General features: G+C 45.7%; 16 protein-coding genes. 12 read left to right on the top strand and 4 right to left on the bottom strand.

Annotated features, from left to right (window positions below):
* Positions 1 to 8: 8 nt before the first annotated feature.
* From ACO08K_RS14515 to ACO08K_RS14495, 5 genes are all read left to right on the top strand, one after another.
* On the top strand, positions 9 to 1577 hold the full coding sequence (locus ACO08K_RS14515) for a DUF4394 domain-containing protein (protein WP_421797125.1): 1569 nt from the start codon (positions 9 to 11) through the stop codon (positions 1575 to 1577).
* Between the two features lie 140 nt (positions 1578 to 1717).
* Positions 1718 to 2431 (top strand): endonuclease/exonuclease/phosphatase family protein, encoded by a 714-nt coding sequence (locus ACO08K_RS14510; RefSeq protein ID WP_421797124.1) that lies wholly within the window; start codon positions 1718 to 1720, stop codon positions 2429 to 2431.
* A 14-nt stretch (positions 2432 to 2445) separates the two neighbouring features.
* On the top strand, positions 2446 to 2937 hold the full coding sequence (locus tag ACO08K_RS14505; RefSeq protein ID WP_421797123.1) for a TspO/MBR family protein: 492 nt from the start codon (positions 2446 to 2448) through the stop codon (positions 2935 to 2937).
* A gap of 146 nt (positions 2938 to 3083) precedes the next feature.
* The gene (locus tag ACO08K_RS14500) at positions 3084 to 4154 is read left to right on the top strand and encodes a hypothetical protein (RefSeq protein WP_421797122.1); all 1071 of its coding nucleotides are present in this window, start codon (positions 3084 to 3086) and stop codon (positions 4152 to 4154) included.
* A gap of 67 nt (positions 4155 to 4221) precedes the next feature.
* Complete coding sequence (locus tag ACO08K_RS14495; RefSeq protein ID WP_421797121.1) at positions 4222 to 4800, top strand: Crp/Fnr family transcriptional regulator; 579 nt, start codon at positions 4222 to 4224, stop codon at positions 4798 to 4800.
* Here ACO08K_RS14495 and ACO08K_RS14490 read toward each other — a convergent pair.
* From ACO08K_RS14490 to ACO08K_RS14475, 4 genes are all read right to left on the bottom strand, one after another.
* Positions 4797 to 5765, bottom strand: a complete 969-nt coding sequence (locus ACO08K_RS14490) for an NAD(P)-dependent alcohol dehydrogenase (protein WP_421797120.1) — start codon at positions 5763 to 5765, stop codon at positions 4797 to 4799. The genes ACO08K_RS14495 and ACO08K_RS14490 overlap by 4 nt on opposite strands.
* A gap of 218 nt (positions 5766 to 5983) precedes the next feature.
* Complete coding sequence (locus ACO08K_RS14485) at positions 5984 to 8371, bottom strand: ABC transporter permease (protein WP_421797119.1); 2388 nt, start codon at positions 8369 to 8371, stop codon at positions 5984 to 5986.
* A gap of 3 nt (positions 8372 to 8374) precedes the next feature.
* Positions 8375 to 10750: an ABC transporter permease gene (locus ACO08K_RS14480; RefSeq protein WP_421797118.1), complete on the bottom strand. Its 2376-nt coding sequence runs from the start codon at positions 10748 to 10750 to the stop codon at positions 8375 to 8377.
* A 178-nt stretch (positions 10751 to 10928) separates the two neighbouring features.
* Positions 10929 to 11162, bottom strand: a complete 234-nt coding sequence (locus ACO08K_RS14475; protein ID WP_421797117.1) for a hypothetical protein — start codon at positions 11160 to 11162, stop codon at positions 10929 to 10931.
* Between ACO08K_RS14475 and ACO08K_RS14470 the strand changes: the two genes are divergently transcribed.
* The 7 genes from ACO08K_RS14470 (at position 11130) to ACO08K_RS14440 (ending at position 15774) form a co-directional block, all read left to right on the top strand.
* A complete protein-coding gene (locus ACO08K_RS14470) occupies positions 11130 to 12719 on the top strand; it encodes an ABC-F family ATP-binding cassette domain-containing protein (protein WP_421797116.1) in 1590 nt (529 codons plus the stop codon). The genes ACO08K_RS14475 and ACO08K_RS14470 overlap by 33 nt on opposite strands.
* A gap of 116 nt (positions 12720 to 12835) precedes the next feature.
* Complete coding sequence (locus tag ACO08K_RS14465) at positions 12836 to 13321, top strand: response regulator transcription factor (protein ID WP_421797115.1); 486 nt, start codon at positions 12836 to 12838, stop codon at positions 13319 to 13321.
* 113 nt (positions 13322 to 13434) lie between these two features.
* Positions 13435 to 13941 carry a DUF4199 domain-containing protein gene (locus ACO08K_RS14460; RefSeq protein ID WP_421797114.1) on the top strand — a complete coding sequence of 169 codons (507 nt, stop codon included), beginning with the start codon at positions 13435 to 13437 and terminating at the stop codon, positions 13939 to 13941.
* A 68-nt stretch (positions 13942 to 14009) separates the two neighbouring features.
* A complete protein-coding gene (locus tag ACO08K_RS14455) occupies positions 14010 to 14333 on the top strand; it encodes an ArsR/SmtB family transcription factor (RefSeq protein ID WP_421797113.1) in 324 nt (107 codons plus the stop codon).
* A gap of 1 nt (position 14334) precedes the next feature.
* Positions 14335 to 14799, top strand: a complete 465-nt coding sequence (locus tag ACO08K_RS14450) for an SRPBCC domain-containing protein (RefSeq protein ID WP_421797112.1) — start codon at positions 14335 to 14337, stop codon at positions 14797 to 14799.
* A gap of 6 nt (positions 14800 to 14805) precedes the next feature.
* Positions 14806 to 15189: a DoxX family protein gene (locus tag ACO08K_RS14445; RefSeq protein ID WP_421797111.1), complete on the top strand. Its 384-nt coding sequence runs from the start codon at positions 14806 to 14808 to the stop codon at positions 15187 to 15189.
* Positions 15190 to 15198: 9 nt separating this feature from the next.
* Positions 15199 to 15774, top strand: a complete 576-nt coding sequence (locus tag ACO08K_RS14440) for a YdeI/OmpD-associated family protein (protein ID WP_421797110.1) — start codon at positions 15199 to 15201, stop codon at positions 15772 to 15774.

Below are 15774 nucleotides of genomic sequence, written 5' to 3'. Positions count from 1 at the left end.
AATTTCACATGCTACCAAATCAAATGAAGCTTGGTGCAGCACTGCTGCTATCAGGCCTAGTCACCTTTTTCTCCTGTACGAAGGATCAGGACAATCTATCTAGCAGCGCCGAAGATTTTCCAGCATTGGGAATCAAAGATTTTTACCGGGATCTGTACACCAAAGATGTCAATGTGTATGCCCTGGTTGACAGCAATACACTGGTGAAATACATTGCCCGCCAAACGTTTAGTGAAGATAAAACGGTAAGCATTACGGGCCTGCAAGCCAGTGAAAAAATCCTCGCCATTGATTTTCGCCCTGCTAGTGGCCAATTGTATGGGGTAAGCAACCAGAGCCGGATTTACATCATCAATCAAAATACAGGTGCTGCCGTAGCGGTTAGTGCCACTCCGTTTACACCCGCCATCAGCGGAACCCAGGTTGGCTTCGATTTTAACCCAACCGTAGATAGAATCCGCCTGGTGACCAATACAGGCCAAAACCTGCGCCTGCACCCAGAAACTGGAGCCCTGGCCTTTACCGACGGCAACCTGAACCCAGGTACTCCCGGGGTTTCTGCAGTGGCGTATACCAATAGTTTCGCGGGAGCCACCAGTACCACACTTTATGATATTGATGTGACCAGCGATAAACTGTTCATCCAAAATCCACCGAACAACGGAACCCTGGTTGAGGTTGGCGCCTTAGGCATTGACGTGGTTGGCGAAGGTGGATTTGACATTTCTCCTAAAAATGACATGGCCTTGGCGGCATTTTCGGCCAATGGTACTGGCGACGACACCCCAAGTTTTTACAGCATTGATCTGAAAACAGGCTTGGCAAAAAATGTGGGAAAAGCCAAAAAAGGAGTCATTGATATTGCAATTCCGACTGGCATGGTGGCTTATACTGTTACGGGAGGCACCAATTTAATGATCATCAACGGCCTGGCCAATGGAGACCGCTTCACTAAAGCCATCACTGGTTTGCAAAGTGGCGAAACGGTTTTGGGCATTGACATGCGTCCGGCCAACGGGCAATTGTACGCACTGGGCAGCTCCAGCCGTATCTACACCATCAATACCTCTAATGGTGCTGCTACGGTGGTAGGAACAGGCTTTACTCCAGCGCTGAGTGGTACCGAATTTGGCTTTGATTTCAACCCAACGGTCGACCGCATCAGAGTGGTCAGCAATACCGGCCAAAACTTGCGCCTGCATCCCACTTTAGGGACCGCAGTGTTTACCGATGGTGCACTGAACCCAGGTACCCCGGCAGTAGATGCTGCGGCTTATACCAACAATTTTGCAGGCGCAACCACCACTGCTCTGTATGACATTGATTACGAAACGAATTCACTTTACCTGCAAGCACCACCCAATGATGGCAAACTTACGCTGGTTGGTGGTTTGGGCGTAAATATCAACTCGGGTAATGGATTTGACATTGGTGGCACCTCTGGCAAAGCCTACGCCATCTTAAAAACGGGCACGATCTCCAGTGTATATTCTATCAATCTGACTACAGGTCAAGCGACTCGTTTGATCGGGATTACGACCAGTGCCAATGGATTTGCGCTGGGCAATGGATTCTGATTTTTCAGATAAATTGGGTAAATTTAGCGTTTAGAAGGGTAAGGGGGTAACTCCTTACCCTTCTTTGTTTTTTAAAGAATATACAGCTATCGATTATATTTATTCCCAATTTCAAGTAAGAGCATGTCTAAAGACCAAAAATGAAATTAATCACCTGGAATTGCCAAGGCGCATTCAGAAAAAAAGCAGCCCAAATTTTGCTGCACCGCCCGGATATTGTGGTGGTTCCAGAATGTGAGCACCCCGATAAACTAGTCTTCAACTCAACCACCCCACAGCCCAATGATCTGCTTTGGGTTGGCGACAACGTACACAAAGGACTTGGCGTTTTTTCTTACAGCGACTACAAATTTCAACTGCACGAGCAACACAACCCCGCCCTAAAAATCATTTTACCCATTGCGGTTACTGGTGGGCAATTTGACTTCACCCTTTTTGCCATTTGGGCCAACAATCGCGAGGATCCGGATGGGCAGTATGTGGAGCAAATCTGGAAAGCGCTGCACCATTACGAACACCTTTTAAACAGTGAACGGAGCATCTTAACAGGCGACTTTAACAGCAACAAAATTTGGGATAGGCCCCGCAGAATGGGTAATCACTCAGCAGTAGTGGCCAAGCTGGCCGAGAAAAACATTCACAGCGTTTATCACGGGTATTTGAATCAGGAACAAGGCCAAGAAAATGACCCGACTTTTTACCTCTACCGGAACAAAAACAAACCTTATCACCTCGATTATTGCTTCAGTTCCGCTGAGCTCTACCACAAAGTCACAGCGATAGAAATAGGAAAATACGAACAGTGGATAAACTATAGTGATCATACCCCATTATTCGTTAACTTTGGAGAATGACAACCACAACTCCAATGCGCAAACAGCGCAACACATCCTCCATCTGGAAATTAATCATTGCCATCCTCGCTTGTGAGGTAATTGGATTCACCAGCGGCCTGATCGGCAGTGCGGCCATGAATACCTGGTTTGACAACCTTCAAAAACCTTCCTGGAACCCTCCGAGCTTTCTTTTTGCGCCAGTATGGACTACTTTGTATGCCCTCATGGGGATTGCTTTTTGGCTAATTTGGAAAAACGAAACTCCTGAAGCCAACAAACGCAGTGCCTATCTGGCATTTGCTATCCAACTCTTCCTTAATTTTTGCTGGAGCATTATTTTTTTCAAGTTCCAGGCGCCATTTTTTGCCTTGATCGAGATTCTGTTGCTGCTGGCCATGATCCTCCTGACGGTTTATCACTTCGCGAAAATTTCAAAAACAGCAGCCTACCTACTGATTCCTTACGTTTTATGGGTATCCTTTGCCAGCTTTTTAAATTACACCCTTTGGAGTTTAAATTATTGAACAGCAGTAGGAAAGTAACGCAATGGCGATATTATTAACGGTACGGTAGTTGTAATTTCAGGGTAGAAATTTTTAACACTGAGCCTTTGCAACAGTCAAAGGTTTAAGCTTGTCTTTTAGTCAATTATACCATCACCGACACTGTTATGAAGCACAAATTTACCTTACTCTTTGCGGGCATATCCCTCATTGTCGCCTGCGAAAAAAGAACAGAAATTCTCGAAATTCCTGTTGAAAAAAAGTATAGTTGGATCGAAAAAAAGCGATTTACAGGTACGGAAAAAATCTTCTTAAGTTCAGGGAAAAAAGCTAATTCCATTTACCTGCAACAGCCCTACAATTTCACCGCCCTTACCAATCAAAATGCAACCACAGGAATTACGGTATATGCTGCCGCCCTGCCAACCGACATTGAAATCAGAATTCCCATCAACGGTGATTTTTGTGCGTTCCCTTATTCGGACACAATCCTGCGGGTAATCAACAATGCTCACCCCCTGGTAAGCCTTTCGGGAGGCTATTTTAATTTAAAAAAAATTGACCCTAGCCTGAGCGCCATTCAGAAGCATTATTACACCCTGTTTAAGTCCATGGCCATCAACAAAAACGGGGCCTTGCTCTTGGCTTATTTCAATAATCGGCCTGTCCCGGTACTCACCTTCATGCTTTTGAAAATTAAAACCAGCCCGAGCTTTCCCTATGTTGATACCTTATTTACGAAAAAAATAGCCATTCCCAAAACTGGTGTGGATGCCTATGTAAGGCACATCGCTGCCGTAAATGATTATTTTCTGCTGGATCTTTCGAGCAATGGCATCTATAAAATAAAAGAAAATGGAACCTTTGAACGGGTTTACGGTCCAGCTACAATTGATGCTTTTTATGAGTGGCAAGGGAGAATTTACGCCCATGGTGAAAACGACCGACTTTTAATTTCAAGCAATAACGGGGATAGCTGGCAGGAATTCGGCGGCATAAATACTTCAATGACCTTTAGCAATTATTATGTGATCAACGATAGCTTAATTGGCGTTTATCGGGATAATTTATTTACCTTAAAATGGAATGGTTCGAGTTATAAACAACGTTTTCTCAAAAACGATGGTGTTGAAGGAACGAGAATAAATGGTGTTGAAATTTTGGGTGATACCGTTTTCCTGGCTACTACTTCGGGGCTTTTTGTCCGGCCGATCAAGGGATTTTTTGATACAAAATGAACCAATAGCTCATTAATCGTTAAATTTGGAAGCTGACAACAGCCCACACTTGGATAAGCATTGAGCAATGAACAACAAATTTGTACAACACTTTTCCAAAATAAGCCCTCTCTCCGCAGAAGAGGCCGCCGCAATCGAAGCCAGTATGCGCGTCGAGACCTTCAAAAAAGGCACCCTGCTTTTGCGGGAAGGACAAATTCAGGTTAATTCCTACTTCATTTTGGAAGGCTGCATCAGAGAGTACATTTTAGTCGATGGCGAGGAAAAAACGACCAATTTTTTCACTGAGGAACAATGGGTGATTTCTTTGGGCAATTTCGGTGCACCCAGCCCGGCCATGCACAATCTGGTTTGTGTGGAAGACACCTCGGTGTCGATTGGGAATGAGCGCGAAGCTCAGGAAATGTTTAAACGTTTTCCCCGTTTTGAAACCATCTCCCGAGCGGTTGTGGAAGCTGCTTTTGCCGAACAAAAACAAGCCTTAACTGCTTACCTGACCGACTCCCCGGAACAGCGCTATTTGAAATTATTGAACACCCGCCCAGATTTGTTCCAACGAATCCCGCAGTATCAACTGGCCAGTTATTTGGGGGTAAAACCGGAATCATTGAGCAGAATTCGGAAAAGACTGAATCAAAAGCCTTAAACCATTATGACCAAATTTCCCCTTTTGTGCCCTTTTTCAACGTACTGATGCGCCGCCGCCAATTGTGATAAGGGGAAATGCTGGTCGATCACCGTTTTAATTTTCCCCAATCTCAACAGCTCCTTAATCTCCAGAAAATAGGCAAAACGTGCCTTCACTGGCAGCATTCCAGTTGAGGAAGATTTGGCTTTTTTGCTGCCAAATATCGAGGTCCAGATCATGTGCAGCAGCAAGGAAAAATCAATCACGCTTGAAAGGTAAATCCCGTTCTGGCTGAGTGAATTTTTGCATTCTCCAAAACTCCTTTTGCCCACCGTATCAAAAATGATGTCGTATTGTTCACCATTTTTGGTGAAGTCTTCCCGGGTGTAATCAATCACGGTGACCGCCCCCAAAGCTTTGACCATTTCTACGTTGCCAGTGCTACAAACGCCCGTTACTACTGCGCCATAATGTTTGGCAATTTGTACCGCGTAAGTGCCCAATGCGCCAGACGCACCGTTGATCAGCACTTTTTGGTTCGGCTGGATTTTGGCCAGGCCTTTCAAAAAATTCAAAACCGTGATGGCACTTCCACTGACCGGAGCGGCCTCCTGATAGCTGATGTTGTTGGGCATGGTGGTGATGACGTCATTTTCACTCACACATACATATTCCGCGTAGCAACCGAGGGTAGTAGTGCCACCAAAAACCTTGTCGCCAGATTTGAACAGGGTAACCTCAGCACCTACTTCGACAACTTCGCCGGCAAATTCAAAGCCCAGGATGGTTCGGCTGGGTTTGTTCAAACCGAGGTAAAGTCGACCAATCAGTGGCTTGCCGTTGCGCATCATTATGTCCGCGGCGGTAACGGTGCTGGCGTAGTTTCGGATCAGTACCTCATTGGGCTTGGGAGAGGGTTTGGTTACTTCACTGACTTGGAGAACTGTTGCTTCTCCGTATTGCAGATATTCAATTGCTTTCATGTCAACGCTTGTTATTGTGTTTGATTTTTTCATGACACAAAATTATAGCGCTGATTTTTCGGGTTCATTGACCTGGGTTAAGAAATGGAAAAGGTCCAGAGAAATTGCTATAATCATTCGAGTAAATAACAAAATCGGGCAACACAAAAAATGATGGATGATTCCGGATTGTAGAGACGCACAGCCGTGCGTCTCTACGGTGCGTTGCCCCCACTTTATCACTCCGATTTCAATGACTTCACCGGATTCACCAAGGCCGCCTTGAATGCCTGATAACTCACCGTCAGCAAAGTAATCGCCAACGCACCTATAACAGCCACAGCAAAAACCCACCAGGAAATTTCGATGCGGTAGGTATATTTTTGCAGCCACTCGTTCATAAAATAATAAGCAATGGGTGTAGCAATCAGGCAAGAGATCAGCACCAAAACCACGAAGTCTTTGGATAAGGATTGCCAGAGTTTGGCTACCGATGCGCCCAAAACTTTGCGAATGCCAATTTCTTTGGTGCGCTGCTCAGCCATGAAGGACGCCAAACCAAATAAACCCAGGCACGAAATAAAAATGGCTAAAATGGAGACAATCAAAGAAAGGTTGCCAATGAAGGCAGTGTATTTGAATTTTTTGGCGTATTCGGCATCCGCAAAGGCATAGTCAAATGGAAATCCGGGATTGTATTTGTCGAATATCGGCCCAATTTTGGCCATGGCCTCCGAGCTTGAAACATTGGGATTTATCCTCACACATAGGCACTCCACCCAATCTTTATCGAATACGATTGATAGGGGTGAGATGCTTTGGAAAGGCGATTCCATGTTGATGTTGGGAATTACTCCAACGACGCTCAGGGCTTTTCCATTCCATTTCACTACTTCACCGACGGGGTTTTCCAAGCCCATCCGTTTGACGGCAGCTTCGTTCAAGATCACCCCCGTAGCATCGGTGCTGAATTCCCTGGAAAAATCCCGCCCTGCCTTGAGTTCAACGCCCATGGTTTGAGTGTAGTCATACGTGGTGGCAATGATGTTAAAAAGGGTGCCTTTGTCGGCTGGAGTGGAGCCACGCCATTCCCAACCATTGCCGTTGCTCCAAATTTCAGAGGCGGGCGAGCTCGCTATACAAATCGAGGACACCATTCCCGAAGCCAGCAATTCATTGCGCAATGGCTCGAAATTCTGCGTCAAATCTTGAGAAATAGCGACCGAAATTAGGCCTTGGTTGTTGAATCCAATGGGTCGGTTTTTGACAAACTGGATTTGTTGGTAAATAATCATGGTGCCGATCATCAGCACTATGGAGAAGGAAAATTGTACCACGATCAAAACTTTACGGGGCAAGGCTGCATTTTTACCCACCCGAAACCCACCTTTAAGGATTTTCAGCGGACTGAAAGACGACAAATAAAGCGCAGGATAACTTCCGGCCAAAAGCCCGGTAAACAGGGTAAAAACAAGCATCACTCCCCAAAAAGCCGGGCTCCCAAATTGAATGCTCAACTCCGTTTCGGTGAGGGCATTGAAAGAGGGCAAAAAAACTACCACCAGGATCAAAGCCAAGGCCAGTGCCAAAAATGTGATGAGCAGCGATTCCCCTAAAAACTGTCCGATGAGTTGTTTCCGCCTTGAACCTATGGCTTTGCGCACCCCAACTTCTTTGGCGCGTTTTTCGGAGCGGGCTGTACTCAAGTTCATAAAATTGATGCAGGCAATCACCAAAATGAATAGCCCGAAAATCCCAAACAGCCGCACATATTTGATGAAACCGCCCGTGTTTTTCCCATTTTCAAATTCCCCATACAATCGCCATTTTGACATTGGGTGGAGAAAAACCGCAGGTTTGATGGCTTTTTGCATCAATTTGTCTTCACTGACATGGTTCAGGACCACATCTTTGATTTTGGCCTCGGTATTTTCTGGCTGTAATCCTTCCTTGAGTTGTACATAAACCTGATAGGAGTTGTCCTTCCAATTGGTTGCAGAGGTTTTTACCCAATCGTAGAGTTTGATCTGTAAGTCCCAGGGCAACAAATAGTCAAATTGTAAACTCGCATTTTGCGGCTGTTCGGCCACTACGGCGGTCACTTTTACATCCACGATATTGTCTACCCGAATGATTTGATCAAGAGGATTTTGTTTTCCAAAAATCGCTTGGGCGGTTTTTTCGGTCAGCACAATCGAATAAGGGTCTTTTAAGGGGTTTTTATCACCACTCAAGATGGGCAATGAAAACATCTCAATGGCCTCTGTTCCAATGTAATGCCCTTTTTTGAGGAACTTTTTATTTCCAGCTACCAAAGCCCGTTTTTCTCCCCAATCACACATCGCAACTGCTTTAAAATCGGGGTACTTTGTTTTTAGTTCAGTCCCCAATGGATAAGGCATAGCCACTTGTGAACTGCGCTCCCCATCAAAAGTTTGATGCATCATCACCTGGTAAAGGGTTTGGTAGTTTTGGTGGTGCTGGTTGGCCGACAATTCATTGTTCACCCAAAGCGCAATCAGCATCGCTACAGCCATGCCCACGGCCAGCCCAGCGATGTTGATGAAGGCCGAAACCTTGTTTTTCAGGAGGCTGCGAAAAGCGATTTTTAAGAAGTTGCGGTACATGGCTTATTCGGATTTGAGTGATTGAACTGGATTCACCAACGCCGCCCGGATCGCCTGATAACTCACCGTCAAAACGGTAATCACCAAGGCCCCGGCTCCAGCCGCAGCAAAAATCCACCAGGAGATTTTGATGTGGTACGTATACTGCTGCAACCAATCGTTCAGGTAGTAATAGGCAATGGGAATCGCCAACACGAAGGCAATGAAAACCAGGCCCAGAAAGTCTTTGGACAATAGGCCCCAGAGGTTGAGTACGGAAGCGCCCAGCACCTTGCGGATGCCAATCTCCTTGATGCGCTGCTCTGCCGTAAAGGAAACCAGACCAAAAAGCCCCAAACAGGAAATAAAGATGGCCAGGATGGCAAAAAACGCCGCCAGTTTGCCGATCTGTACTTCAAATTCAAACTTCCGGGCGTATTCTGCGTCTACAAACTGGTACTCAAAAGGCGCCGAGGGGTTGTAGGTTTTGACCACCTTTTCCACCTTGCTCAAAGCGGAACTGGTGCTCAAGCCAGCCGCCAGTTTGATGTTGATGACGTTGGCCATGCCCTTGTCCAGGGTATAAAAGGAAGGTTTTATGCTTTCAAAAGGAGACTCTTTGATGATGTTTTTGACCACGCCGATCACCCGATAATCCCGACCGGCCCATTTTACAATTTCATCCACCGGCTTTTCAAAACCCATCAGGGCTACTGCTTCTTCATTGATGACCATGGCAGCTGAATCCGTTAAAAACTGGGGCGAAAAATCCCTGCCTTCCAGCAATTGCCAACCAATCGTTTTGCCGTAATCAGTGGTAATGACGTTGGAGATCAACAGGGGATTGTGGTCTTCTTTTTTCCCTTTCCAGGACAGGCCAGTCACCCCACCGTAATCCACCGTGATTGAGCCAAAAGATTTTGACACCCCATCCACTGCGCCCTCCTTGAACAAATCATTGCGCAAGGCATCGTAGTGCTGCTTCAATTCAGGTGTCTTCATGGTGATTTCAATCAGGCCATCGCGGCTGTAACCAACTGGCCGGTTTTTGGCAAATTGAATCTGCTGAAATACAATCAGGGTGCCTATGATCAAAGTAATGGAAACCGTGTATTGAAAAACCACCAAAACCCGCCGCGGAATGGCCGCAAACCGTCCGGCCCGAAAGGTTCCTTTCAACACTTTGATAGGCCGAAACGAAGACAAATACAAAGCCGGATAACTGCCTGCCACCAAACTGGTAAATAGGATAAAGGCCAATCCTGCTGCCCAAAACCAGGGCTTGTCCCACAGAATTTCGACTTTTTTATTGGTGATATCGTTAAAAAAAGGCAAGGTGAGTTGCACCAAAAGTAAAGACAAACCAAAGGCAAAAACCACCACCAAAAAAGACTCCTGAAAGAATTGCAAAATCAATTGGCCACGGCCGGAGCCGATGCTTTTGCGAATGCCCACTTCTTTGGCCCGCCGTTCGGAACGCGCGGTGCTCAAATTCATAAAATTGACACAAGCAAGCAGAAGTACAAACACTCCAATCGCCCCGAAGAGCCAGACAAACCTGATTAGCCCGCCATCATTGACGCCCTGGTTAAAGCTGGAGTACAGGTGCCATTTCGACATTGGATGCAGGAAAAACTCCGGCTTGTAGGAAGGTGGATTGTCCCGCTTCATCCGAATGTCCTTGATTTTGGCCGACACCTGTTCAATATCAGCACCCGCTTTGAGTTGTACAAACAGTTGTTTGGAATTTTCATCCCAGATGTCTTTGGCGCGTGCCGTTAGTTCATCCGTCGCCAACAACAAATCCCAGGGTGCGAGGAGTTTTACGTCCTTGAAGGAGCTGTTGGAGGGAAAATCCTGGTAGATACCAGCAATCTTGACGTCTTGCCGATTGTTGATTTTGATGATTTTATTGAGTGGCTTGTTCTCCCCAAAGAAGGTTTTCGCCAGCGACTCTGAAAGCAAAATGGAATGAATGTCTTTTAGGGCGTCCCGGTTGCCCGCCAGCATGTTCAAGTCCAGCATTTCACTGAACACTGGCTCGACAAAATTGCCGGTTCCGACCATTTTTTTATCCCCGTCGGCCAAAATGAGGTCCATGGTATTGGAGGACAAACTGACTGCCTCAAAATCGGGATACTTGCTGCGCAACTCTTCTGCCAGAGGAATTGGCATGACCTGATAAGCCGCTTTGTCTTTTTCAAAAGTTACAAATTGCCAAACCTGGGCAATGCGCCCGTAGTTTTTTTGATCCTGATCAAAGGACAGTTCGTCCCAAATCCACAATCCGACCAACATGGCGACCGCCATTCCTACGGCCAATCCACCAATGTTGATCAGGGAGGAAGATCTGTTTTTCAGGAGGCTGCGAAAAGCGACTTTGAAGAGGTTGCGGTACATAGTTGAACTTTTAAATTGCTTGGGAATTTTTTATGGGTCGATATTTAGTTTTTAAACCAAATTTTATGCCACCTACCTATCTTTTTAATTGTCAATGGTATAACTGGATTTTGGTTTCTACAAAACGTTCACATTCGGACAGTGATGGCCCAAATACGATCAGTTCAATTAAAAATTCTCAACCCCTTGCATCCAAAATAAAATCCCCATAATTTTGCATCCTCTCACCAAAAGATAATTCAATGTAGGAGACCATTTCTTTCAAAAAGCGATAACTGGCAAACCCGCAAAGCGCTGTGCCATCATTATTCACTTTTTGAGCCTGAGTCAGTTTTTTGCTTTCGCCAAAAAACTGCAGATCGCTCTTAAGAAAGAATTCATGTTGATTCTGCAAAATCTCTCTTATCTCCATCCCAATAAGGATTTATTGTTCGATAACCTCAATGTCACCTTCAATCGGCAACACAAAATCGCGTTGATTGGCAACAACGGCATTGGGAAATCTACCCTGCTCAAAATCATGGCTGGTGCTTTAGTTCCGGCCGCTGGTGTAGTAAAAACCGAACATACTCCTTATTACATCCCGCAACTTTTCGGGCAATTCAACGACTACAGCATTGCCCAAGCCTTGCGCATTGAAGACAAATTAAATGCCTTAAAAGCCATCGAAAACGGTGAGGTCAGCGAAGCAAACCTCAATGCCCTGGACGACGACTGGACGATTGAAGAGCGTTGTCAGGAAGCCCTGATCCATTGGAAATTGGAGGATCTGGATTTGACCCAAAGTATGGGCAATTTGAGCGGCGGGCAAAAAACCAAAGTTTTTCTCGCGGGCATTTCCATCCATCAACCCGAGATCATTTTGCTGGATGAACCCAGCAACCACCTGGATACCGAAGGGCGCCGGATTTTGTACGATTTTATCCAAAACACGAACAGAACCTTGGTCGTAGTCAGCCACGACCGAAAGTTGTTAAATCTGCTGGATACTGTATACGAATTGAGCAAACGTGGCATTACGGTTTACGGTGGCAATTACGATTTTTACGCTGAGCAAAAACAGATTGAAAGTGCTGCCCTTGACCAGGACATCCAAAGCAAGGAAAAAGCCCTGCGCAAAGCCAAAGAAGTAGCCCGGGAAACCCTAGAACGCCAGCAAAAACTGGATGCCCGAGGCCGGAAAAAGCAGGAAAAAGCGGGGGTGCCTACCATCATGATGAAAACCATGAAAAACAGTGCCGAAAAAAGTACGGCCCGCATTAAGGACATCCATGCTGAAAAAACCGGGGGCATCGCCCAAGAACTGACGGAGTTGCGCAAATCACTGCCGGACATCGACAAAATGAAGTTTGGCTTTGATGCTTCCGCCTTACACAAGGGGAAAATCCTGATCAATGCCAAAAACATCAACTTTGGCTATGGGCAGAAAATGCTTTGGGCAGAACCGCTGAACGTGCTTCTCGCCAGTGGGGAAAGATTGGCCATCCGTGGGCTCAATGGCTCGGGCAAAACCACTTTGATCAAAATCATTTTGGGTGAACTGGAGCCACTGGTCGGTAGCATCCAACGGGCGACCACCAAGGCGGTGTACATCGATCAGGATTATTCGCTGATTGACAATCGACTCAGTGTGTATGAACAAGCGCAAAAATTCAATACCAACGCGCTACCGGAACACGACATCAAAATTCGCCTGAGCCGCTTTTTGTTTGGCAAAGACGATTGGGACAAATCCGGGACCGCCTTGAGTGGGGGCGAAAAAATGCGCCTGATGCTTTGTTGCCTCACCATCGGCAATCAGGCACCCGACCTCATCATCCTGGATGAACCAACCAATAACCTGGATATCCAGAACATCGAAATCCTCACTGCTGCCATCAACGAATATAAGGGGACTTTGCTGGTCATTTCTCACGATGCTAATTTTTTGGAGCAGGTAGGGGTAGAGCAGGGGATCGATCTGAGTTGATGCATGTTGCAGCCAAAGCAGTAAAAGCTGTATATATTTGCACACGCTGACTACTATTGACTCTTTTGAGTGAAGAGTGAAGAATACATGAGTTAAGAATTTTGAACTATGCCACAATGACCATGTCGTTTCTAAAGGATTTCTGGCTCAAAACGCGCTACATCACCCTCTATGGCTTGCTCATGGCGATTTTGGTATTTGTGCTAAAATGGTCCCAGTGGCGCTTTTTGATTCTCGACAACGCCTTGGACATTTACATTGGATTGATCGCGGTGTTTTTTACCGTATTGGGTGTATGGATCGCCCTGCAATTGGTGAAACCAAAGGTTGAAACGCACATCGTTGAAAAAGAGGTATACATTCATACTTCTGACGACACGGCCATCAATGAAGCCGAGCTTAAAAAACTGAACTTGAGCACCCGGGAATACGAAGTGTTGCAGCTCTTGACCAAAGGCCAGAGCAACGCCGAGATTGCAGAGAACCTGTTCCTTTCTTTAAGTACCGTTAAAACCCATGTCTCCAATCTATTTGTAAAAATGGATGTAAAAAGCCGGGCCCAAGCCATCGAAAAAGCCAAAAGGCTCAAAATCACCGCATAAATCAACTGGTACTTTAGGCTGAAATCCCTAAAAAAAGCACAATTGGTACTAAAGTATGAAGCCTCCTGTGGCAGCTGGCCTTAGTTTTGCCCTGAATCAAAACCAGCAAAGCCATGAAAAAAACTGTGCTCATTTTTGGACTCGTGCTTGGCATCGTCCTCTGCATCAACATGATTTACACCGTCAATATGGTGCGCAACAATGCTGACTTCAAGGGCAACGAGGTCATTGGATATGCCGCCATGGTCGTGGTATTTTCACTGACCTTCTTCGGCATCCGCAACTACCGCGACAAACAATTGAATGGCGTCATTTCCCTCGGCAACGCCTTTAAAACTGGTGCTCTGATTGCTTTAATCGGTGCGACCATGTACGTTGTGGCCTGGATTTTTTTTTACTACCTCTTTGTACCCGATTTTTTGGACAAATACATTGCGCATGTTTTGAAAAACGTCCCCGCCGCTGATCTGCCTGCCAAAACCAAAGAGATGCAAAACTTCAAAGAGATGTACAAAAATCCGCTGTTCATGATTTTGATTACTTATTCGGAAGTATTGCCAGTTGGGCTGGTGGTTGCTTTTGTGAGTTCACTTATTCTGAAAAGGAAAATCAAGGTTTAGAAAAAAATGAAGAAAAAAATTGCGTAGTCAAGTAACTACACTTATATTTGTAGCCAAATGACTACGCAATGAAAGAAAGACGAGACGTATTCCAAGCCATCGCCGACCCAACCCGCCGGGCTATCCTGCTTTTGCTCGCCACTCAAGCCATGACTGCAGGTGCAATAGCCTCAAACTTTGACACTGCCAGACCCACCGTTTCCAAACACTTACAAATCCTCACCAAGTGTGAATTGCTGGAACAAGAGCAAAACGGCAGAGAAATTCACTACCACATCAATGCAAAAAAAATGAAGGAAGTAGCTGACTTCATTGAACCCTTCCGCGAAATGTGGGATGATCGCTTCAATAAACTGGAAGCCATTATGAAAAACTACAAACCCAAGAACTAAGATGGAACGCAAAACCAAAATCCACGCCGAGGATGGCAAACAAGAAATAGTAATCACCAGGGAATTTGAACTGCCTCTGGAATTGCTGTTCAAAGCCTATGTCGAGCCCGAAATCGTAGAACAATGGATGGGTACCAAAGTGCTCAAACTCGAAAACAAAAAGCACGGCAGTTACCAGTTTGAAACCATCGACCCCAAGGGAAACAAACATGGGTTCAATGGGGTCATCCATGAGTTTTTTCCAAATGAAAAAATCACCCGGACTTTTGAAATGGAAAACAGCCCTTTTGCCGTCCAGCTCGAGTTCCTGAGCTTTGAAGCATTGAGTGCCGACAGCAGCAAGCTCACCATGCAAATCGTGTATAAATCCGTTGCCCTCCGAGACCAGATGCTCCAGCTGCCCTTTGCCCAAGGCCTCAATATGGCTCACAACCGCCTACAAGACATCTTCAACCAACTAAAATAACCAACCATGACCAAAAGAAACAAAATCATCTATTGGATTGCTACCATCTGGCTCGCCTTGGGAATGGTATCCACCGGAGTTGTACAATTGCTCCAGGTAAAGGAGGAAGTAGCCCTGTTTACCCGTTTGGGTTATCCGGCTTATTTGCTGACCATCCTGGCCATTTGGAAATTTTTGGGCGTAGTTGCTGTCCTGATTCCTAAATTCCCTCTGCTCAAGGAATGGGCCTATGCAGGCTTCTTTTTTGCCATGTCGGGCGCGGTGTTTTCTCACCTGGCCGTGAGCGATGGTGCTGTTGAATATTTTGGGCCAGTATTGTTGATTGTGCTGACGGTGGTATCCTGGTACTTCCGGCCTGCGAGTAGGAAACTTGCTTCTGTTAATCTATAAATGAAAAACATGAATCCCAAGGTTGATTTTTACTTCAACAAAGGCAAGTGGCAGGCCGAAATTGAGCAATTGAGAACGATGGTGCTTGACTGCATGCTCAGCGAAGAATTGAAATGGGGCGTTCCTTGCTACACCTATCAAAAAAGCAACATCGTTTTAATTCACGTGTTTAAAGAGTATTGTGCATTTTTGTTTTTCAAAGGTGCCTTGTTGCATGATGCCGAAGGCATTTTGGTTCAACAAACGGAGAATGTAAAAGCGGCACGCCAGATTCGCTTCACCAGTGTTCAGCAGATTCTGGACATGGAAGCCATTTTAAAAGCCTATATTTATGAAGCGATTGAAGTGGAAAAAGCGGGCTTAAAAGTGGAGTTAAAAAAGACTACCGAATTCGCCATGCCCGAAGAGTTTCAACACAAATTAACAGAAAATCCTGCCTTAAAAACCGCATTTGAAGCATTGACCCCTGGACGACAAAGAGCATACTTGCTGCATTTTTCAACACCCAAACAAGCCAAAACCCGGGAAGCGAGAATTGAAAAATGTATGATACAAATACTCGAAGGGAAGGGCTTAGACGATTGA

Origin of the sequence: Haliscomenobacter sp., assembly GCF_965225875.1 — a bacterium.
In the GTDB taxonomy this organism is placed as follows: domain Bacteria; phylum Bacteroidota; class Bacteroidia; order Chitinophagales; family Saprospiraceae; genus Haliscomenobacter.
The sequence above is the reverse complement of the archived record's forward strand: the minus strand, read 5'-3'. Positions and strand labels throughout refer to the sequence as shown.